Below are 18,868 nucleotides of genomic sequence, written 5' to 3' on the forward strand. Positions count from 1 at the left end.
GTCAGCCGCTGCGGCGTACGCCCGGCGAGACCGTGATGCGGGAGGCCGCCCAGAAGACCACGAGGGTGGCGAGGGCCAGTCCGGCGACCAGGGTGGCACCGCCGACGACCTTCTCGTAGTTCCTCTGGTAGAGCCCGTCGATGATGTACCGGCCGAGGCCGCCGAGACTGACGTAGGCGGCGATGGTGGCGGTGGAGACGATCTGGATGGCCGCCGTGCGCAGGCCGCTGAGGATCAGCGGGAGCGCGACCGGCACCTCCACCTGGAACAGCACCCGCGCCTCGGCCATGCCCATGCCGCGGGCGGCGTCCACGGGCGAGGGGTCGACGGACCGGATCGCCTCGTAGGTGGTGACCAGGATCGGCGGCACGGCGAGCACGACCAGCGGGATCATCACCGGCAGCAGGCCGAACCCGATCCAGATGAACATCAGGACCAGGAGGCCGAAGCTGGGCAGGGCCCGGCCTGCCGTGGCGATCAGGGCCAGCGCGTTGCCGCCGCGGCCGTAGTGGCCGGTGACCAGGCCGACGGGCAGTCCGATCAACGCGGCGAACGACAGGGCTTCCAGGGAGTACTTGACGTGCTCGGCGAGCCGGGTGGGGATGCCGTCGTAGCCGTGCCAGTGGGCGCTGTCGCTGAAGAAGGCGTGCGCGAAGTTCAGGACGTTCACCGGGTGGCACCCTTCCTCGGCATCCAGGGGGTGAGCAGGCGGCGGAGAAGGACGAGCAGGGCGTCGGCGAGGATGCCCAACGCCGCTGTCGTGACGACCGAGTTCACGGCGAGGGCGGGCCGGTGGTAGGTGGTGGCGTCGTTGAGCATGTTGCCGAGCGCGCCCTGGTTGCCGATGAGCATGCCGACGCTGACCAGGGAGAAGCTGGAGACGACCGCGACCCGCAGGCCCGCGATGATCGCGGGGGCGGCGATGGGCAACTGGACCTGGAGATAGCGGCGTACGGGGCCGAGGCCCATGGCCTGCGCGGCGGCCAGGGTCTCCTGCGGCACCGAACGGACGCCGTCCACGATGCCCGGGACCAGCACCACCAGGCTGTAGACGGCGAGCGGGATCATCACGGTCGTCTCGCTCTGCCCGAAGTAGTCGATGAGGACGACGAAGAAGGCCAGCGAGGGGATGGAGTAGAGCACGGTGGTGATGCCGAGGACGGGCGGGTAGACCCAGCGGAAGCGGACGCAGAGCTGCGCCACGGGCAGCGCGACGAGCAGCGCGGCCAGCACCGGCAGCAGGCCCTCGCGCACGTGCAGGCCGACGAGCCCGAGGTAGCTGTGCTGGAGGTCGCTCGGGAGGTCGAAGAAGCCGTTCATCGCACGGCCTCGACGTCGGTGCCGTCCGCGGCGCGGCCGGGCGCGGCGTCGGCGCCGTCCGCGACGCGGCTGTGGGCGGCCCGGATGGCCTCGCCGATGACCTGCTGGGAGACGACGCCGACGGCGCGTCCCTCGCCGTCCACCGCGACGGCCCACCCGGTCGGCGAGAGCACCGCCCCGTCGAGCGCGGTGCGCAGCGAGTCGGTGCCGGGCACGAACGGCCGCCCGTGGTCGAGGAGTCGGTCCTCGTCGATGGTGCCGGCGGTGAGCCGGTCCGGCTCACTCCAGCCGAGCGGGCGGCCGTCCAGGTCGGTGACGAGGAGGTAGGGTGCGTCGGAACGGGAGGCGAGCTGGGCGGAGTCGGCGTCGATGCCCACGATCGGCGCGGTCTGCAGCTCCAGGCCGGCGGACGGGAAGAAGGACAGCCGGCGGATGCCGCGGTCGGCGCCGAGGAAGTCCTCCACGAAGGAGTCGGCGGGCGCGCTGAGCAGTTCGGCGGGCGGGGCGAACTGGGCGAGTCGGCCGCCGGTGCGCAGCACGGCGACCATGGTGCCGAGCTTGATCGCCTCGTCGATGTCGTGCGTGACGAAGACGATGGTCTTGCCCAACTCGGCCTGGATCCGCAGCAGTTCGTCCTGGAGTCCCTTGCGCACCACGGGGTCGACGGCGGAGAACGGCTCGTCCATCAGCAGCACCGGCGGGTCGGCGGCGAGCGCCCGGGCCACACCGACGCGCTGCTGCTGGCCGCCGGAGAGCTGGTACGGGTACCGCTTCGCGAGCGAGGCGTCGAGCCCCACCCGCTCCATCAGCTCCGCGGCCCGGGCACGGGCCTTGTGCTTGGTCCAGCCGAGCAGCCGGGGGACGGTGGCGATGTTGTCGACGATGGTGCGGTGCTGGAAGAGCCCGGCGTTCTGGATGACGTAACCCATCGAGCGGCGCAGGGTGTTGACGGGCTGCTGCCGGATGTCCGTGCCGTCGAGGAGGATGCTGCCCTCGGTGGGTTCCACCATTCGGTTGATCATCCGCAGGGTCGTCGTCTTGCCGCAGCCCGAGGGGCCGACGAGGACGGTGATCGCGCGGTCCGGTATCTCCAGTGACAGCCGGTCGACCGCGACCGTACCGTCCGGGTACCGCTTCGTGACTGAATCTATCCGTATCAAAACGCCGAATGCCCTTCGGGTTTGGCGGACTCCCGCCCGTTTGCGGCCGAGGTCGTCGGTGCGCAGGCCGTTGCGGGGAGAGTCTAGACCGCGAGTGTTTCAGCGTTTTGGCGGGTGAACGACGGGTCAGGCCACGGGCAGCTCGGGTGTGCGCAGCACGCTGCGCGCGGCGTCGACCGCGAACACCTCGCAGCCGGGGCGGGCGGCGGCCCAGGCCGGTCCGTCGGCGCCCAGGGCGAAGGCGGCCGTGGCGGTCGCGTCCGCCTCGGTCAGGGTCGGGGCCACCACGGTGAGGCTGAGCAGCCCGGTCGCGGGGCGTCCGGTGCGCCCGTCGAGGATGTGGTCGCCGCGCTCGTACCGCCCGGAGGTGGCCACCGCCGCGTCGGTGACCGCCAGCACGGCACACACCCGGTCGGCCCGTTCCGGATGCCGTAGCCCGACCCGCCACGGACCGCCGGAGACCACCACGTCACCGCCGGCGTTGAGGCAGAACCGCCGGGCTCCTGCCGCCGCGAGCAGTTCGGCCGCCCGCTGCACCGACCAGCCCTTGACCACCGCGCAGGGATCGAGCCCCCGGCCGGGCAGCCGGACGTCGAACGCGCCGCCGGTCTCCGCGCGGTACCGCTCGCACAGGCCGAGGACCTCCCTCAGGTCCGCGCTCAGCTCGCCGTCGGCCACCTCGCCGCGCCCGTACCGGGACACCTCGCTGTCGGCCTTGAACGGGCTGAAGCGGGCGTCCACTCGGCGCAGCCAGTCGAAGACGGCGTCCGCGGCCGCGTCGTGGTCGCCCTCGTCGTCGATCCGCAGTGAGACCGGGAACCCCATGACGTGTTCGACACGCCGCACCTCAGGTGCCCTTGGCGTCGAGCGCGGCCTGGAGGGACTCCTTGTATCCCTCGCTCGTGATGGTGGCCCCCGACACCGCGTCGATGCGGGCGTTCTGCGCCGCGAGCGTCTCCGAGATCAGCTGCGGCACGGCGAACGCGGTCTGCCGGTGGTGCGGCGCCTGGAGCATCCGCACGGAGGTGATCCGGTCGCCCAGGAGGGTCACCTCCACCTGGATGACACCCTTCGACGTGTTCACCGCGGGGCCCGGGACGACCCTCGAGACCGGTGTGGAGGGGCGTGCGGAGGACGACGCCGAGGGCGAAGGGGAGGACACCGGCACGATGGTCGGCGTCGACGCCGGCTGGGCGGTGTCGGTGGTCCCGATCGAGGGCTGGTAGCGCCACACCGGGATCAGGCCCGCGACGGTCAGGACGAAGACGGGGATGACTCGCTTCACGGTGGGAAGCCCTTCCTCAGCCCGCGAGGCTGAAGCGCTCGAAGTGGATCTGCCGCTTGGGCACGCCCAGGTCGGCCAGGCTGCGCAGCACGGCGGTCATCATTCCGGGCGGCCCGCACAGGAAGACGTCCCGGTCGCCGATGTCTGGCACGAGCCGGGCCAGTTCGCGCGGCGCGAGCTTGTCGGGGGCTACCGGCCCGGTCACGAGGTGCAGCTCGGCGCCCTTGGCGAGGGCGAGGTCCTGCAGTTCGTCGTAGAGGACGGCGTCACGGTCCGTGGCCACCCGGTAGATGACCACGGCGTGGCCCTGCAGGTCCTCCAGCAGCGCCCGGATGGGCGTGACGCCGACGCCGCCGGCGATCAGCACCGACTCCGGGCGGGTGCGGTGCAGCGTGGTGAAGGCGCCGTAGGGGCCCTCGGCGAAGACGCGGGTGCCGACCTTCAGCCGGCGCAGAGCGGCACTGCCGTCGCCGGCCGCCTTGGCGGTGAGACGCAGGGTGCGGCCGTCGGGGGCGGCGGACAGGGAGAACGGGTTGGCCTGCCACCAGCGGTCCCGGGTGAGGAACCGCCAGAGGAAGAACTGGCCGGCCCGGGCGGGCAGCCGGTCCAGGTCGCGGCCGGTGACGTAGACGGAGACGACGTCGTCCGACTCGGCGACGACCGCCGCGACGCGCAGCCGGTGCCGCAGGTTCCGCCACAGCGGCAGCACCAGCCGGCCGAGGACCACCGCGCCGAGCGCGGCGCCCCACACCGTGTACCAGTACGCCCTGGCGGCCGGCGACGCGGTGAAGGTCGTACCGACCGCGACCTGGTGGGTGAAGGCGAGGACCACGGCGACGTAGGTGTAGAGGTGGACGAAGTGCCAGGTCTCGTAGGCGAGCCGGCGGCGTGCCCAGCGGGCCGAGGTGGCGCCGACCACGAGGATCAGCGCGAGCGCGACGAGGGCGCGCAGCACGCCCTCGACGGTCTCGGCGAGGTTCACCAGCTGGTTCACCGGGGCCATCGAGGACTCCCGGGCGTAACCGAAGGTGATGAACACCGCGTGGGTGAGCAGGGTCCAGACGACCCCGATGCCGGTGCGGCGGTGCCAGGCGGTCAGCCGGTCCATGCCGATGCGGCGGTCCAGCCAGGGCAGCCGGGCCACCAGCAGCAGCTGGAAGGCCATGAGGAGGGCGCCGTACAGGCCGGCGAGGCGGCCCAGCACGATCAGCGTGTTCGAGGCGAATCCGGCCTGGGCGAAGAACCAGGCGACGACGGCCGCGTTGACGGCCAGCAGGGTGTAGAGGCCGGTGCGGGCCACGACCCGGGGGCGGATCGCCGTGGGGGGCACGGTTCGGGACTGGAGGGTCGTCACGGACGGCAGCTCCTTGATCGGGTCCTGGGTGACGAGCTTCGCCCGAGGATGCTGTCGGTCTCCTGTCGGACGACTTTCACTTGAGTATCGATACGGCCGGCGGGGGCTCGCAGCCCGGCCGGGGCCGAACGGGTGCCGCAGGATGAGCGAGTGGAGAACGTACGACTGCTGGTCGTGGACGACGACCCGCCGATCGCCGACCTGGTGGCCACGGTCGCCCGCTACGAGGGCTGGGAGGCGGTCACCGCGCACTCCGGGGAGGCGGCGCTGGCCCGGGCCGCCGGGTTCCGCCCGGACATCGTGGTCCTGGACGTGATGCTGCCCGACCTGGACGGGTTCGGCGTGCTGGACGGGCTGCGCCGCTCGGGGACGATGGTGCCGGTCGTCTTCCTCACCGCGTGACGGCGTCGCCGACCGGGTGGCCGGCCTGACCCGGGGCGGGGACGACTGTCTGGTGGTCACGGTGCGCGGCTACGCCGACCTGTTCCAGTACGCGGCCGCCAACGAACCCGCCGAACGCGACCGCCACTTGGCCCGGCTGCGCGCCGAGGCGGCCCGGATGGGCGTCCTCCTGGACGATCTGCTGCTGCTCGCCCGCCTGGACGCGGCCGAGGCCGAGACGGCGCTGCGGTGCGCGGACACCGACCTGACGGAGCTGGCGCGCGAGGCCGCGGACGCCTTCCGCGCGGGCCACCCCGGCCATCCGCTGGCCGTGGGCGCCGAGGGCGGACCGGTACGGCTGTGCCTGGACCCGGTCCGCATCCGCCAGGTGCTGGACAACCTGCTCACCAACGCGGCCGTGCACACCCCGCCCGGTACGGAGGTGTCCCTCACGGTCTCGGGCGGGGCCGACGGCGCGCGCGTGCGGGTCGCCCACGCGGGCCCCGGTGTCCCGGACGCCGACCGGGGCCGCGTCTTCGACCGCTTCTACCGCGTGGACAAGGCCCGCAGCCGTGACCGGGGCGGCAGCGGACTGGGCCTGTCGGTGGCCCGGGCCCTGGTGGAGGCCCACGGCGGCGGCCTGCGGCTGGACCGGGAGGACGGGTGGACGGTCTTCACGGTACGGCTGGAAGCGGGTGGAACCGCGGCAACTCCCCGGGGAACGCGGGGCCGTACCGGCGCGCGGCCCGGATGTGTGGTCGCGAGCGGCCACGACGGACGGTAGGCCGCCACCCGACCGGGTCCGCTACGGCGAGACCGCGCCCGCCGAAGGCACCTGCTGCCTGATGTGCGGCCGGGCGGCGAGCGCGGCGACGTCGTCCTCCGCGTGCCGGGCGTCCAGCCGGCCGAGGATGGTGTCCAGGACGCCGTCGAGCCCTTCCCCGCCCGGGAAGCGCACCGCGGACAGCCGGTCCAGGGACCGGTCGATGTCCTCGCCCCGGCGTTCCACCAGGCCGTCGGTGAACAGCAGCAGCGTCTCCCCCTCGGCCAGCGGCTGCGTGGCCGACTCGTAACCGCCGAGCCCCGTGCCCAGCGGTGGTCCGACCGGAACGGGCACGATAGAGGCCGCGCCGTCCCGGGTGATGAGCACGGGCGGCAGATGCCCGGCACTGGCCAGCGTGACCTGGTGGCGCCCCGGGTCGACGCGGGCGAGCAGGCAGGTGGCGGGCCTGAGGTCGGCCTCACGGGAGGAGATCTCGTCCATCTGCCGCAGCACCCGGTGCGGGGGCAGGTCGGCGGAGGCGATGTAGCGCAGGGAGGACCGGTAGACGTTCATGTCGACGGCGGCCTCCAGGCCGTGCCCCATGACGTCGCCGACGACCAGCAGGGTCCGCCCGAAGTGCAGCCGCACGGTCTCGCACCAGTCGCCGCCGACCAGGACGCCACCGCCGGCCGGCAGATAGCGGATGGCGACGTCGAGGTTGGGGTGCGGGCGGCCGGGCTCGGCGAGCAGGGCACGCTGCAGGTCGCCGGCGGTGCGGTTGATGGTCTCGTAGGCGCGCGCGTGCCGGATGTGGGAGGCGGCGCGCTCGGCGAGCAGGCTGACCAGCTCGGCCTCCGTACGCAGCAGCGGCTGCCCGGAGCGCGCCCACACCAGGACCCCGTAGGCCTCCTCGCCGCTGAGCAGCGGCGCGCACAGGGCGACCCGGGCCGGGGTGGGACCCAGATGCTCGGTCCATGGCTCGGACTGGGTGCCGAGCGCGGGCACGTCCGCCTCCCGGGCCATCGCGGCGGCCCAGCGGGCGTCGGGCAGCGCGTCGGCGTCCCCGGTGATCGCCTCGTACCCGGAGACGGTCTGGCCGGTCAGGCGGATCACGGCGGCCGTTCCGCCGGCCAGCCGCACGGCGACCCGGGTCAACTCGGCGCAGGTCGTGGCCTCGTCCAGGGACGTGCCGATCCCGGCCAGCGCCTCCCGCAGTGTGTTCAGCCGCGCGCCCTCCGCGACGTCCTCGGCGCGCGCGGACGTCACAGTGCCCTCGTGGCCCCCGCCACCCTCGCGGCGGGGGCCGCTGTCGGCGGGTACGGGCCTGCGACGGGACTGGATCCAGCGCGCCACACCCAACACCCTCACAGAATCTCAAACCGGAGCGAGTGGGGCACCGGCCTCATCCATCCCTGCGCCCTCGGCAGCCCCATGCCAGGACGCGGGCCTTCATCCGCGGGGCCGGGCCGGAGTGCCGTACGGGACCGGTCCGTGGCCCCGCAGCACCCTCCCGAACCGGCCGGGAGCGCCGTCCGGCGAGGTCAGGGCGGTCGGCTCGCGGTACGCGGCGCCTCGCGCGTCGAGGATCGGCAGGGCGAACCACTCGGCGCCCTCCCGGTCCCCGGCGGCCACCCGGCGGGTGAGGATCGCCGTAGGGGCGGAGGGCAGAGCGGGGGTCGCATGCGCCGGCTCGCTCCGGCGGGCCGGTGGGGTGCCGGGTTCGGGCAGGCAGGGCGCCGGGCCGCGTGGTACGCACCGCGGCGCACCCTGGTGACGTCCGGCCGGGACAGCGGGATCCGTGCCGTCCTCCCGGCCCGGAGCGGCCCGCGCGCGCCGCGTAAGCGGGTGCGCGGTTCGGGCAGCCCCGTGCCCGGATCGTGGTGGCCGTCCGTACCCACGCTCCGCCGCCTCTCCCGCTCCGGTGTCCGACGGCGTTCATCTTCGACCGGACACACCCTGTCGAGCATCTCTTTTGCCAGATTCGGAGTGTCGATCGATCGAGACGGCTTCCGGCCTCGCTCCATCGACAGAGCCCGGCCGAACGGTTCAGCCCTCGGGCACGGCGCAACTCGGCGCCGACCATCCTTGCGCGTCGCGTGGATTCGGGTCACCGCCGTGCGGCGCATGAATGTCGCCCGGTGTGGACGCTCAGAGACGACCTGCCACGAAGTCGGCGACCTGACTGCCGAGTTGCCGGCCCGCACGGTTGTCGATCGAGGTGTGCTGGCCGGCCCAGGTCCGGCTGAGCCACGCCTCGGTGGCCGCGTCCTGGAAGCCGGCAAAGGTCCGGGACATGCCCTTCGAGGTCACCGCGAGATGACGCCGCGCGCCGTAGAACCCGGCGAGCGCCGTCGCCGCCGCCTGGCTGAGGGCGGCGTGAGCGCTGGGATAGGACGGATCCAGGGCGGTCGTCAGCAGGGGAGCCCAGTTGGGATCGCCGACGATGCGCGGGTTGTAGTGCGTACCGCCCAGCCGTATGGCAGTCACGGGGCGCCATACGCGGTAGGCGTACTTGGCGTCGTACACCGCGATCGTGGTGTCGGCGAGGGACAGGTCGAGCCGGGCGAAGACCTTCACCGCCTTCTCCAGGCTCGCGTTCTGGGCGGTGACGAGGTTCTGCGTGATCTGGTTCCAGAGGTTCCAGACGGGGGCCGCCGCCCAGAACTTCGCGGCCGCGGTCTGATCGGGGGTGCGGGCGGTATCGGTCTTGCTCCCCAGACCCTTGACCTCGTTCAAGGCGGTGGCGTACTCGGCGCTGCTCACGGCCGGTGGCGCCACAGGGCGGAACTGGCGTCCGCTCGTCAGCACGAACGGCTTGACCGAGCCCCAGCCGGTGAACACCGGTGCCGGGAAGTCGGGAGGGGTGGACCGGTAGTCACCGGCCTTGCCGCCCTGGCGGAACCGCGGCGGCTTCGCCGAGGACCCGTCGCCGGACCGAAGGCTGATCAGTCGGCGAGCGACCTCGGCTCCCACAGCCATGCCCGCCTGCTTGCCCGAGCCGCCCGGAATCGCGGCCAGCTGGGTGCTCAGCCGCTGGTCCACGCCCGCGCGCTTGGCCGGGTACAGAGCGACCAGCACATCGTGGGCCGCCTGGTCCGCTGCGGCATCGGCACGAGCGCCTCGCGGCGCCGACACCGAGAACAGGTAGGCGGGACCGGCCCGGGTGATCGATACCACCGCGTCGTACTCGGCAGCCTGGAGGAGCGCGAAGCCGCGGGTGGGGTGGACGGTGGCCGGCTGCGCCTTCGGATCGCCGAGGATGGTGATGAGCTCACGGTTCCATTCCACGACCGACGTCCCCGATCCCGTGGCCACGGTGGGTGGGGCAGCCGAGTGAGCGGCGCCGGCCGCGAAGGCGGGGCTGGTGAGCCCGGCCGCCAGCGCGGTTCCGGTCAGGACGGCGAGTGTCTTCTGCCTTCCACCCATCTTCTGTGGCTCCTTGTCGCTGGTGACGGGCTGTGGCGACCGTGGTCGTACACGTCAACCATGTGGGCCACGTGTACGACCCCAGGCTCAGCGGACACCACGGACCGGACGGGGAGTCCACAGCGCGTGCCGCGAAGAAGCACTCCGGACATCCGCTTCAGGGCGGGACGGGGATTGCGAAGCCGGTCCCCGTCCGAGTGATGCCCGGGCCGGACCGGCCGGCGAAGAATCACGACCGGCCCCACCGGGATACCGGCACATGAGCCGGCACGCGTCACCCGCACCAACGTCTCGGAGGGCTGACCGGGCGCACGTGGTCTGCTGCCCGATCACCTCTTCACGTCATCAAGGTCGGTTGCCAGATCCAGCGTGCGGGGACCCGATCCACGCCGCAACTCCGGCATCGTGGCCATGGGCGGCGCCCACAGGCGTCGCCGCAGTTCCGCCGACAGGCGAGCTGAGCCTCCGGCGGGCCCGTGTCAGCCCTCGGCGGGGGCCAGCCGCAGCGAGATGGAGTTGATGCAGTACCGCTGGTCCGTCGGGGTCGGATACCCCTCGCCCTCGAAGACGTGACCGAGGTGCGAGCCGCAGCGGGCACAGCGCACCTCGGTGCGGACCATGCCGTGGGAGCGGTCCTCGACCAGTTCCACCGCGTCGGTGTCCTTCGGGTCGTAGAAGGAGGGCCAGCCGCAGTGCGACTCGAACTTCGTGTCCGAGGTGAACAGTTCGGCGCCGCAGGCACGGCAGGAGTACACGCCCTTGGTCTTGCTGTCGGTGTACTCACCGGTGAAGGCCGGTTCGGTGGCGGCCTGGCGCAGCACCGCGTACTCGGCCGGATTCAGCTCCGCGCGCCACTGCTCGTCCGGCTTCTCGACGTCGTACGACATGAGCGTCAGCCCCTTTACTGCGACAGGCGGTCCAGGATGAGCGGGCCCAGGTCGGTCACGTCACCCGCGCCCATGGTGAGAACCAGATCACCGGGCTTCGCCATTCCCGCGATCACGGCGGGAATCTCGGCCTTGTCGTGGACGGCGGTGACGTCGGCGCCGGCCGCGCGCGCGGCCTCGATGATCAGCTCGCTGGTCACGCCCGGGATCGGGTCCTCGCGGGCCGGGTAGATGTCCAGCACCACCGAGGCGTCGGCGAGCGCCAGCGACTGGCCCATCTCCTTGCCCAGTTCCTGGGTGCGGGAGAACAGGTGCGGCTGGAAGACGACGAGGATCCGGGAGTCGCCGGCGGCGGCCCGCATGGCCTCCAGGTCGGCGGTCATCTCGGTGGGGTGGTGGGCGTAGGAGTCGATGACCTGCACCCCGGCGGCCTCCCCCTTGAGCTGCAGGCGCCGCTTGACCCCGGTGTAGGCGGCGAGCGCGGGCGCCAGGCCGCCGGCCGGGATGCCGAGGGCGGCAGCGGCGGTGAGCGCGGCGACGGCGTTGAGGGCGTAGTGCCGGCCGGGCACGGAGACCGCGAAGGTCAGCTCCCGGCCGTCCAGCACCACGGTGACCTGGCTCTTCAGCCCCTGCGGCACGACCGCCGTCACCCGTACGTCGGCGTCCTCGGCCTCGCCGTACGTCACCGTCTTCACCGAGCCCGCCAGCCGCCGGGTCAGCTCGCGCGCCCCCTCGTGGTCGGCGGAGATCACCAGCGTGCCGCCAGGGACGATCTTCCCGGCGAAGGTCTCGAAGGACTCGTAGATCTCGTCCATCGAGGCGTAGTTGGCGTGGTGGTCCAGCTCGACGTTGAGGACGATGGCGACCTCGGGGGCGTACTTGTGGAAGCTGCGGTCCGATTCGTCCGCCTCGGCGACGAAGATCTCACCCTCGCCGTGCAGCGCGTTGGAGCCGGGCGCGTCCAGGTCGCCGCCGATGGCGTAGGACGGCTCCAGGCCCAGCTCGGTCAGGGAGACGGCCAGCATCGAGGTGGTCGTCGTCTTGCCGTGGGTACCGGCCACGGCGATCGGGCGCAGCCCCTCCATCAGCGCGGCGAGCGCGTCGGAGCGGTGCACCACCGGGATGCCCAGCTCGGCGGCTCGGGCCAGCTCGGGGTTGTCCTTGCGGATCGCCGAGGAGACGACGACACAGCTCGCGTCGTCGGCGAGGTGCTCGGCCGCGTGCCCGATGTGCACGGTGACCCCGAGCGCCCGCAGCGCCTCGGCGGTCGCCGACTCCTTGGCGTCGCTGCCGGCCACCTCGGCCCCGCGCTGCGCGAGGATCTTGGCGATCCCCGACATCCCGGCGCCGCCGATGCCGATGAAGTGCGGTCGGTCCATGGCGGTAGGAAGGCCGGGTGCCATGCGTTTCTCCCCAGAGACGGTACGTGCGGAAGCAGGCCTAGCCTATGCGCTCGGGCGCCGGGCGCCTCGCAAGGGGCAAGGCGTGACCGCGACCGCCGGCGGGTCCGGCACCGGGGTGCGGGAGCGGAAGGTGCGCCGGTAGGCGTCCGGGGCACGCCGACCGTGCGGCGGAAGTGCCGGCGCGTCGTCGCGGCCGTGCCCATGCCGGTGGCCGTGGCGAGGGCGTCGAGGCCGGAGTCGGTGGTCTCCAGCAGTTCCCGGGCCCGGCGGATCCGCTGGGTCAGCAGCCACTGGAGCGGGGTGGTGCCGGTCACCGACCCGATGTGACGGCCCAGGTTGCGCGAGCTCACGTTCGCCCGGCGGTCCAGGTCCGCCACGGTCAGCGGCTGGTCCAGCCGCTCGAGCGCCCAGGGCGGCAGCTCGGCGGCCACAGACCAGCGGCAAGGTCGAACGCTTCCACCGCACCCTGCCCGAGGCATGGGCCTGCCGCCGGCCCTGCACCTCACGCCTCGAACGCCGGGCAGCGTTCCCCGACCGGCTGGACTGGTACGACTACCACCGGCCCCACACCGGCATCGGCGGCCACACCCCGGCCGGCCGCGTCACCGACCTGTCCGCACAGCAGACCTAGGCCTTGCTGTGCGAGAACAGCTTGAGCACCGGCACTCCGACCTTGTGGCGGGCCCGGGAGGCCCAGTCCCGGTGGAAGAACTCCTCCACATAGTGGGGATCGGTGAGCACGATCACCTCGTCGGCTTCGGCCTCGGCGACCAGCGTCTTCAGCGCGTCCAGCGGATGGTCCTCGACCATCCGCCCCTCGGCCCGGCTGCCCGTGGAGCGCAGGGCCTGGACGGAGACGTCCAGTGCCTGCTGTCCGACGCTCCGCGCGTCGTCCCCCTCGGGTGTCTCCCGTTCCCGGACGGCCTCGTCGAGCTCGCCGAGCGCGATGTCGTCGATGGCCCGCAGCAGGCGGTCCGCCTGGTCGCCGCGCGGCTGGAGGAGCACATGGAAAGCGACGGGCTCGTCTCCGTGCAAGGTGGTGACGAACTCGACGTCGGCGGACGTCAAAGCCTTCTCGATCATCAGAACGCTGGTGAACACCGAACGCCTCTTCTCCTCCGTGGGCCCCGGACAAGGCCCCTGCGGAAACCATCCTGCCCCGTGATCGCACGGGTTCTGCCGGATTAAGTCTGCCTTCCGGAAGTTAACCGGAGCGGTAGATTCCACTGATGTCAGGACCGGCGATAGCGACCGAACAGAAAACCGGCCTCTTCGAGGAGGGACACGAGCTCGAAACGGTGCGGCACGGCGATCGGCGGTCCCCCGGCGATGCGCTGGGCGTCGCCCGCGGTGACCGTGGGCGAGAGGGTCAGGCACAGCTCGTCCAGCACCTCGGCGGCGATCAGCTGGCCGAGCAGCCGGGGACCGCCCTCGGTGAGCAGCCGGGTGTGGCCCAGTCCGGCCAGGGCACGTACCGCGCGCACGGGATCGATGCCCGCGCCCTCGCCGGCGATCACCACCTTGGCGCCGGCCTTCTCGGCGGCGGCGACCCGGTCGGCGGCGGCCCCGGCTCCCGTCAGGATCAGCGTGGGCACCAGGGGCGAGGTGAACAGCGGGAGCGAGAGGTCGAGCTCCAGGCTCGCGGTGACGACCGCGATCGCCGCCGCCGGGTCCTGTCCCGCGGCCGCTCGGGCGGCGGCGAACTCCGCACGCGCGCGTGCGGGCCGGTACCCCTCCTGGCGTACCGTTTCCGCCCCCACCACGATCACGTCCGCGAGCGCCCTCAGCGTGCCGAAGATCCGCATGTCGGAGGCGCTGGAGATGGGCTGGGAGCGCCCCTCGTGCTGGGCGGCGCCGTCGAGCGTGGAGACCATGTTGGCCCGCAGCCACGGCCGCGGGGCGCCCGGCGCCGGCTCCGGGTAGGCGTAGGCGGCGGCCAGCTCGGCGAGCGTCCACTCCCGGTCGACGAGCGCGGCGCCACCGTGCTCTTGCGGCATCCGGGTCCCGGCGACCCCCCTCGCCCCCTCCCGCTCGGTCGTCCCGCCGGGGGCCTGGGCTGCTGTTTCTTCGGTCACAGGGAACAGGCGTCGCATGTCGTGCAGTGTGACACGGCGCTTAGCATGGATAACCGTGTCGTCCTCCACCACCGCCCCCGGATCCAGCCCCCTGACCGACGCGGGCCCCCTCTCCCTGTGCGCCCGTGAGCCGCACGTCCCCGCGGACCGACTGGTCGCCGAGATGGTGCCACCGCCGCGCTTCGACTCGGTCCGCTTCTCGACGTACATACCGGACCCCGGCCAGCCCAGCCAGAGCGAGGCCGTGCGGGTCCTCGACGGCTTCGCGGCCGGGCTCGGCGGGGCGCACGCCTCCGGCGCCGCCCGGCGCGGCTTCCTCGGCTTCGGCAGGACCAAGGCGCCCAAGGCCCCGGCCGGCCCGCGCGGGGTCTACCTGGACGGCGGCTACGGCGTCGGCAAGACCCATCTGCTCGCCTCCCTGTGGCACGCGACCCCCGCCGAGCCCTCCCTCAAGGCCTTCGGCACCTTCGTGGAACTGACCAACCTGGTCGGCGCCCTCGGCTTCCAGCAGACGGTGCAGACCCTGTCCGGCCACCGCCTGCTGTGCATCGACGAGTTCGAGCTGGACGACCCGGGCGACACGGTCCTGGTGTCGACACTGCTCGGCAAGCTGGTCGAGGCGGGCGTGGCACTGGCCGCCACCTCCAACACGCTGCCGGGCAAGCTGGGCGAGGGCCGGTTCGCCGCCGCCGACTTCCTGCGCGAGATACAGGGGCTCGCGGCCCGCTTCCGCACCCTGCGCATCGACGGCGAGGACTACCGCCACCGCGGTCTGCCCGAGGCCCCGAAGCCCTTCACCGACGAAGAGGTCACGAAGGCCGCCTACTCCACCCAGGGCGCCTCGCTCGACGACTTCCCGCACCTGCTGGAGCACCTGGCCAAGGTGCACCCGAGCCGGTACGGCGCGCTGACCGACGGGGTGCGAGCGGTGTGCCTCACCGATGTGCGGCCGGTGCCGGACCAGTCCACCGCGCTGCGGCTCGTGGTGCTCGCGGACCGGCTCTACGACCGCGAGGTCCCGGTGCTGGCCTCGGGGCTGCCGTTCGACAAGCTGTTCAGCGAGGAGATGCTGAACGGCGGCTACCGCAAGAAGTACTTCCGCGCGATCTCCCGGCTCACCGCGCTGGCCCGCGACGCGAAGGGTCTCGTCCGCTCGTAGTCAAGGGCCGGATCCAGCCACGCGACCGACGCTTTTCACGCTCTCTCGCGCACGTGACGCGCAGTTGACCCTGCAAAGGACTTTGCAGGGTTAACGTGTTTCTTGACCAATCATTGACCAATGCTTGGCCTGTGCGAGGCGCGCGAACCGCGGAAGGGGGTCGCATGTTCCGAGGTACGACGGCCCGGGCCGTGCTCGCCCTGCTCGCCGCCGCGCTGCTCGCACTCCAGCTCTTCGCACCCACGGGTCCCTTCGCCACCACGCACACGCTCAGCCATCCCCAGGCCAAAGCCGAACCCGAAACGCCCTTCCCGGCGAAGCCGGTGCGCGACGGGGCGGCCATGCTCCACGCCGCGGGCGGCTCGGGCGCTCCCGTGGGCCTGCCGCGGCTGCGCGACCCGCAGCGCCGTACGGCCTCCGGCTGCTCGCAGGCGGACCCGCTCATAACCGGCCGGGCGGCCGGTACGGGCCCGTCGCACACACCCCGCACCGCGCACGACCCGGCTCCCCGAGTCTCCAGAGCCCACACCCCGGCAGCGCTCCAGGTCTTCCGCTGCTGACCGGCGCCGCGCTCTCTCTCCCCCCCCCCACGACCGTCGTTCAAGTCCGACGCGCCCGTGCAGGCGCGCCAGGAGGAACTCACAGACATGCAGCCCCTCATCGACAACGCCCGTACGTTCGGACAGCGCCCTGAGGAGTTCGCCAAGCTCGCCCAAGGCCAGTCCCCGCAGGTCCTGTTCATCACCTGCTCCGACTCCCGGGTCGTCCCGGCCCTGATCACGGGCGCCCGCCCCGGCGAGCTCTTCGAGCTGCGCACCGCGGGCAACATCGTCCCTCCCCACACCTCTCGACACCCCACCAGCGAGGCCGCGACCATCGAGTACGCCGTGGAGGTGCTCGGCGTGCGGGACATCGTCGTCTGCGGCCACTCGCACTGCGGTGCCGTCGGCGCGCTGGTGCGCGGCGACGACCTGACCGCCGTACCCGCCGTGCGCGACTGGCTCGCGCACGCGACCCCGCGCCCGGCCGGCCAGGCCGAGGACCCGGAGGTCGCCGAGGGCGTGCAGGCGCACGTCCTGACCCAGCTGCTGCGGCTGCGCTCGTACCCGTGCGTCGAGCGGAAGCTGGCGGAGGGTCAACTGCGCCTGCACGCCTGGTACTACGAGGTGCACACCGGCGCCGTACGGGCGCACCGCCCGCAGTCCGACACCTTCGAGTCCCTGTGAGCGCGCCGATGACCCGCAAGAACCTCATATCGCGGTTCCCGTATCTGCGGCAGGACGTCGCCGCCTCCCTCGTCGTGTTCCTGGTCGCGCTGCCGCTGTGCGTGGGCGTGGCCGTCGCCTCCGGAGTCCCGGCCGAACTCGGCCTGGTCACCGGCATCGTGGGCGGGATCGTCACCGGGCTGATGCGCGGCAGCAGCCTGCAGGTGTCGGGTCCGGCGGCCGGCATGACCGTGCTCGTCTTCGAGGCGGTCAAGGAGTTCGGGCTGCCGGCGCTCGGCGCGATCGTGCTCGCCGCCGGACTCCTCCAGGTGGGCATGGGCCTGCTCAGGCTGGGCCGTTACTTCCGTGCCATCTCGGTCTCCGTCGTCGAGGGCATGCTGGCCGGAATCGGACTGGTGCTCGTCGCCGGGCAGTTGTACCCGGCGCTGGCCGCCAAGGCCCCCGACTCCGGTCTCGGCAAGATCGCCGGGCTGCCCGGGGCGTTCCGGGACGCCCTCGGCGACGGCACGGCGCTGGCCTCGCTCGCGGTGTGCGCGGGCACGATCGCGGTGCTGCTGCTGTGGCAGCACGCCCCTGCGAGGGCGCGTACGCTGCCCGGCCCGCTGGCCGCGGTCGGCCTCGCCACGGCGGCCGCGTTCGCGCTGGACCTGCCGGTGGCCACGGTCGAGGTGCAGGGCCTGCTGGGCTCGGTCCAGCCGCCGCCGCTCGGCGCGTTCGGCGAGCTGGCGAGCGTCGGCGCGGTCGGCACCGTCGTCGCCTTCACGCTGATCGCGTCCGCCGAGTCGCTGTTCAGCGCGGCCGCCGTGGACCGGCTGCACTCCGGTCCGCGCACCGCGTACGACAGGGAGCTGGTCGCCCAGGGCGCCGGCAACACGGTGTGCGGGCTGCTGGGCGCGCTGCCGATGACCGCGGTGATCGTGCGCAGCGCGGCCAACGTCCAGGCGGGCGCCCGCACGAAGGCCTCCCGTGTGCTGCACGGGGTGTGGCTGCTGCTGTTCGCCGCGCTGCTGCCGGACGTGCTCGCCCACATCCCGATCCCGGCGCTCGCGGGCATCCTGATCCACTCGGGGGCCAAGCTGGTCCCGGTCCGGGCGCTGGCCGCGCTGTGGCGCGAGCACCGCGGCGAGGCGCTGATCCTGGCGGTGACGGCGGTCTCGATCGTGGCGGTCAGCATGTTCGAGGGCGTGCTGATCGGCCTGGCGATGGCGGTGGTCAAGACCGCCTGGCAGGCCTCCCACGTCAAGCTGGAGGTCATCGACAAGGGCGCGGGCCCGGTCGACGCCCACCTCTCGGGCAACGCGACCTTCCTGCGGCTGCCGAAGATCCTGGACAGCCTGGAGTCGCTGCCCCGGGACCGCCCGGTGCGCCTGGACCTGTCCGGCCTGCACCATCTGGACCACGCCTGCCGTACGGCCCTGGGGAACTGGGCCGCGCGCCACAGCGCGGCGGGCACGGAGCCGGTGCGGGTCACGGCGCCGGCCGGCTGACGGCCGCTGTCTCCGGGCCGGGACGCCGACGCCCCTCGGCATCCCGGCCCGGTCCCGGGCGGAGCCTGTGGCTTCCGCTTCACCCCGGGCATATGGTGACAGCAGCGGATGAAAACGGACCTCTCCGCGAGGAGGTCACCATGCTCCAGGAGCTGTTGGGCGCCGTGGCGGCGGCGGGTTCGGCCGCCGTGGTCTACCTGGCGATGGCGGCGCGGATCGTGAAGCAGTACGAGCGAGGCGTGCTCTTCCGCCTCGGCCGGGTGGCGGGCGGCGAGCGCGAGCCCGGCCTGACCCTGGTGATCCCGTTCGTGGACCGGCTGCACAAGGTCAACATGCAGATCGTCACGATGCCGATCCCGGGCCAGGAGGGCATCACCCGCGACAACGTCACCGTCCGTGTGGACGCGGTCGTCTACTTCCGCGTGGTCGACGCGGCGAGCGCCCTGGTGAAGGTCGAGGACTACAAGTTCGCGGTGTCGCAGATGGCCCAGACCTCCCTGCGGTCGATCATCGGCAAGAGCGACCTGGACGATCTCCTCTCCAACCGCGAGAAGCTCAACGAGGGCCTGGAGCTGATGATCGACAGCCCGGCCGTCGGCTGGGGCATCCAGGTCGACCGGGTCGAGATCAAGGACGTCTCGCTACCGGACACGATGAAGCGGTCCATGGCCCGCCAGGCCGAGGCCGACCGGGAGCGCCGGGCCCGGATCATCAACGCCGACGCCGAACTCCAGGCCTCGAAGAAGCTGGCCGAGGCCGCCCAGCAGATGGCCGACACACCGGCCGCTCTCCAGCTGAGGCTGCTCCAGACGGTGATGGCGGTGTCCGCAGAGAAGAACTCCACGCTGGTGCTGCCCATCCCGGTGGAGTTGCTGCACTTCCTGGAACGGGGCAACCGGCAAGGCGTGCCGAACGGTGACGGTGAGCTGCGCTCCGGCTAGC

Annotated in this window: 19 protein-coding genes and 4 pseudogenes; 9 read left to right on the forward strand and 14 right to left on the reverse strand. The window is 72.7% G+C overall.

Annotation, left to right across the window (positions count from 1 at the left end; genetic code table 11):
- Nucleotide 1: 1 nt before the first annotated feature.
- The 5 genes from AB0L59_RS11990 to AB0L59_RS12010 form a co-directional block, all read right to left on the reverse strand.
- A complete protein-coding gene (locus tag AB0L59_RS11990; protein WP_365581919.1) occupies nucleotides 2–670 on the reverse strand; it encodes an ABC transporter permease in 669 nt (222 codons plus the stop codon).
- Nucleotides 667–1,320 (reverse strand): ABC transporter permease subunit, encoded by a 654-nt coding sequence (locus AB0L59_RS11995; RefSeq protein ID WP_365581921.1) that lies wholly within the window; start codon nucleotides 1,318–1,320, stop codon nucleotides 667–669. The genes AB0L59_RS11990 and AB0L59_RS11995 overlap by 4 nt, the downstream gene beginning before the upstream one ends.
- Nucleotides 1,317–2,480, reverse strand: a complete 1,164-nt coding sequence (locus tag AB0L59_RS12000) for an ABC transporter ATP-binding protein (RefSeq protein ID WP_365581923.1) — start codon at nucleotides 2,478–2,480, stop codon at nucleotides 1,317–1,319. Before AB0L59_RS12000 ends, AB0L59_RS11995 begins: the two co-directional genes overlap by 4 nt.
- A gap of 126 nt (nucleotides 2,481–2,606) precedes the next feature.
- On the reverse strand, nucleotides 2,607–3,326 hold the full coding sequence (locus tag AB0L59_RS12005) for an FAD:protein FMN transferase (protein WP_365581925.1): 720 nt from the start codon (nucleotides 3,324–3,326) through the stop codon (nucleotides 2,607–2,609).
- Between the two features lies 1 nt (nucleotide 3,327).
- Complete coding sequence (locus AB0L59_RS12010) at nucleotides 3,328–3,537, reverse strand: FMN-binding protein (protein ID WP_365581927.1); 210 nt, start codon at nucleotides 3,535–3,537, stop codon at nucleotides 3,328–3,330.
- 4 nt (nucleotides 3,538–3,541) lie between these two features.
- Between AB0L59_RS12010 and AB0L59_RS12015 the strand changes: the two genes are divergently transcribed.
- The gene (locus AB0L59_RS12015) at nucleotides 3,542–3,706 is read left to right on the forward strand and encodes a hypothetical protein (RefSeq protein ID WP_365581928.1); all 165 of its coding nucleotides are present in this window, start codon (nucleotides 3,542–3,544) and stop codon (nucleotides 3,704–3,706) included.
- Between the two features lie 75 nt (nucleotides 3,707–3,781).
- Here the strand turns inward: AB0L59_RS12015 and AB0L59_RS12020 are convergent, their stop codons facing one another.
- Nucleotides 3,782–5,119 carry a ferredoxin reductase family protein gene (locus AB0L59_RS12020; protein WP_365581930.1) on the reverse strand — a complete coding sequence of 446 codons (1,338 nt, stop codon included), beginning with the start codon at nucleotides 5,117–5,119 and terminating at the stop codon, nucleotides 3,782–3,784.
- Nucleotides 5,120–5,269: 150 nt separating this feature from the next.
- Between AB0L59_RS12020 and AB0L59_RS12025 the strand changes: the two are divergent.
- Together AB0L59_RS12025 and AB0L59_RS12030 are read left to right on the forward strand one after the other, a co-directional pair.
- Nucleotides 5,270–5,576 (forward strand): annotated as a pseudogene (locus AB0L59_RS12025) (response regulator); the annotation flags it as partial.
- Nucleotides 5,574–6,284, forward strand: a pseudogene (locus AB0L59_RS12030) (ATP-binding protein); the annotation flags it as partial. The pseudogenes AB0L59_RS12025 and AB0L59_RS12030, both read left to right, overlap by 3 nt.
- A 21-nt stretch (nucleotides 6,285–6,305) precedes the next feature.
- On the opposite strand, the gene AB0L59_RS12035 reads toward AB0L59_RS12030, so the two are convergent.
- From AB0L59_RS12035 to AB0L59_RS12060, 6 genes and pseudogenes are all read right to left on the reverse strand, one after another.
- The gene (locus AB0L59_RS12035; RefSeq protein WP_365581932.1) at nucleotides 6,306–7,616 is read right to left on the reverse strand and encodes a SpoIIE family protein phosphatase; all 1,311 of its coding nucleotides are present in this window, start codon (nucleotides 7,614–7,616) and stop codon (nucleotides 6,306–6,308) included.
- A gap of 96 nt (nucleotides 7,617–7,712) precedes the next feature.
- Nucleotides 7,713–7,895 (reverse strand): hypothetical protein, encoded by a 183-nt coding sequence (locus tag AB0L59_RS12040; RefSeq protein ID WP_365581933.1) that lies wholly within the window; start codon nucleotides 7,893–7,895, stop codon nucleotides 7,713–7,715.
- Nucleotides 7,896–8,411: 516 nt separating this feature from the next.
- Complete coding sequence (locus tag AB0L59_RS12045; RefSeq protein ID WP_365581935.1) at nucleotides 8,412–9,689, reverse strand: vanadium-dependent haloperoxidase; 1,278 nt, start codon at nucleotides 9,687–9,689, stop codon at nucleotides 8,412–8,414.
- A 479-nt stretch (nucleotides 9,690–10,168) separates the two neighbouring features.
- Nucleotides 10,169–10,576, reverse strand: coding sequence for a peptide-methionine (R)-S-oxide reductase MsrB (gene msrB, locus AB0L59_RS12050; RefSeq protein WP_365581936.1), 408 nt, complete (start codon nucleotides 10,574–10,576; stop codon nucleotides 10,169–10,171).
- Between the two features lie 14 nt (nucleotides 10,577–10,590).
- A complete protein-coding gene (gene murC / locus AB0L59_RS12055) occupies nucleotides 10,591–11,979 on the reverse strand; it encodes a UDP-N-acetylmuramate--L-alanine ligase (RefSeq protein ID WP_365581937.1) in 1,389 nt (462 codons plus the stop codon).
- A gap of 42 nt (nucleotides 11,980–12,021) precedes the next feature.
- Nucleotides 12,022–12,404, reverse strand: a pseudogene (locus tag AB0L59_RS12060) (helix-turn-helix domain-containing protein); the annotation flags it as partial.
- Between AB0L59_RS12060 and AB0L59_RS12065 the strand changes: the two are divergent.
- Nucleotides 12,404–12,610, forward strand: a pseudogene (locus AB0L59_RS12065) (integrase core domain-containing protein); the annotation flags it as partial. The pseudogenes AB0L59_RS12060 and AB0L59_RS12065 sit on opposite strands and share 1 nt — an antisense overlap.
- Here the strand turns inward: AB0L59_RS12065 and AB0L59_RS12070 are convergent.
- Nucleotides 12,607–13,080: an indole-3-glycerol phosphate synthase gene (locus tag AB0L59_RS12070; RefSeq protein ID WP_365581939.1), complete on the reverse strand. Its 474-nt coding sequence runs from the start codon at nucleotides 13,078–13,080 to the stop codon at nucleotides 12,607–12,609. The pseudogene AB0L59_RS12065 and the gene AB0L59_RS12070 overlap by 4 nt on opposite strands.
- Before the next feature lie 131 nt (nucleotides 13,081–13,211).
- Nucleotides 13,212–14,072 (reverse strand): pyrimidine reductase family protein, encoded by an 861-nt coding sequence (locus AB0L59_RS12075; RefSeq protein ID WP_365581941.1) that lies wholly within the window; start codon nucleotides 14,070–14,072, stop codon nucleotides 13,212–13,214.
- A gap of 37 nt (nucleotides 14,073–14,109) precedes the next feature.
- Here AB0L59_RS12075 and zapE point away from each other — a divergent pair, with 37 nt between their 5' ends.
- The 5 genes from zapE to AB0L59_RS12100 all read left to right on the forward strand — a co-directional run bounded on the left by zapE (nucleotide 14,110) and on the right by AB0L59_RS12100 (nucleotide 18,867).
- The gene (zapE, locus tag AB0L59_RS12080) at nucleotides 14,110–15,213 is read left to right on the forward strand and encodes a cell division protein ZapE (RefSeq protein ID WP_365581943.1); all 1,104 of its coding nucleotides are present in this window, start codon (nucleotides 14,110–14,112) and stop codon (nucleotides 15,211–15,213) included.
- 164 nt (nucleotides 15,214–15,377) lie between these two features.
- Nucleotides 15,378–15,773 (forward strand): hypothetical protein, encoded by a 396-nt coding sequence (locus tag AB0L59_RS12085; protein ID WP_365581945.1) that lies wholly within the window; start codon nucleotides 15,378–15,380, stop codon nucleotides 15,771–15,773.
- Nucleotides 15,774–15,860: 87 nt separating this feature from the next.
- Nucleotides 15,861–16,439, forward strand: coding sequence for a carbonic anhydrase (locus tag AB0L59_RS12090; RefSeq protein WP_365581947.1), 579 nt, complete (start codon nucleotides 15,861–15,863; stop codon nucleotides 16,437–16,439).
- Between the two features lie 8 nt (nucleotides 16,440–16,447).
- On the forward strand, nucleotides 16,448–17,926 hold the full coding sequence (locus tag AB0L59_RS12095; protein WP_365581948.1) for a SulP family inorganic anion transporter: 1,479 nt from the start codon (nucleotides 16,448–16,450) through the stop codon (nucleotides 17,924–17,926).
- 140 nt (nucleotides 17,927–18,066) lie between these two features.
- On the forward strand, nucleotides 18,067–18,867 hold the full coding sequence (locus AB0L59_RS12100) for a slipin family protein (RefSeq protein ID WP_365581949.1): 801 nt from the start codon (nucleotides 18,067–18,069) through the stop codon (nucleotides 18,865–18,867).
- Nucleotide 18,868 lies beyond the last annotated feature (1 nt).

It is taken from the genome of Streptomyces sp. NPDC052109 (assembly GCF_040680195.1).
In the GTDB taxonomy this organism is placed as follows: domain Bacteria; phylum Actinomycetota; class Actinomycetes; order Streptomycetales; family Streptomycetaceae; genus Streptomyces.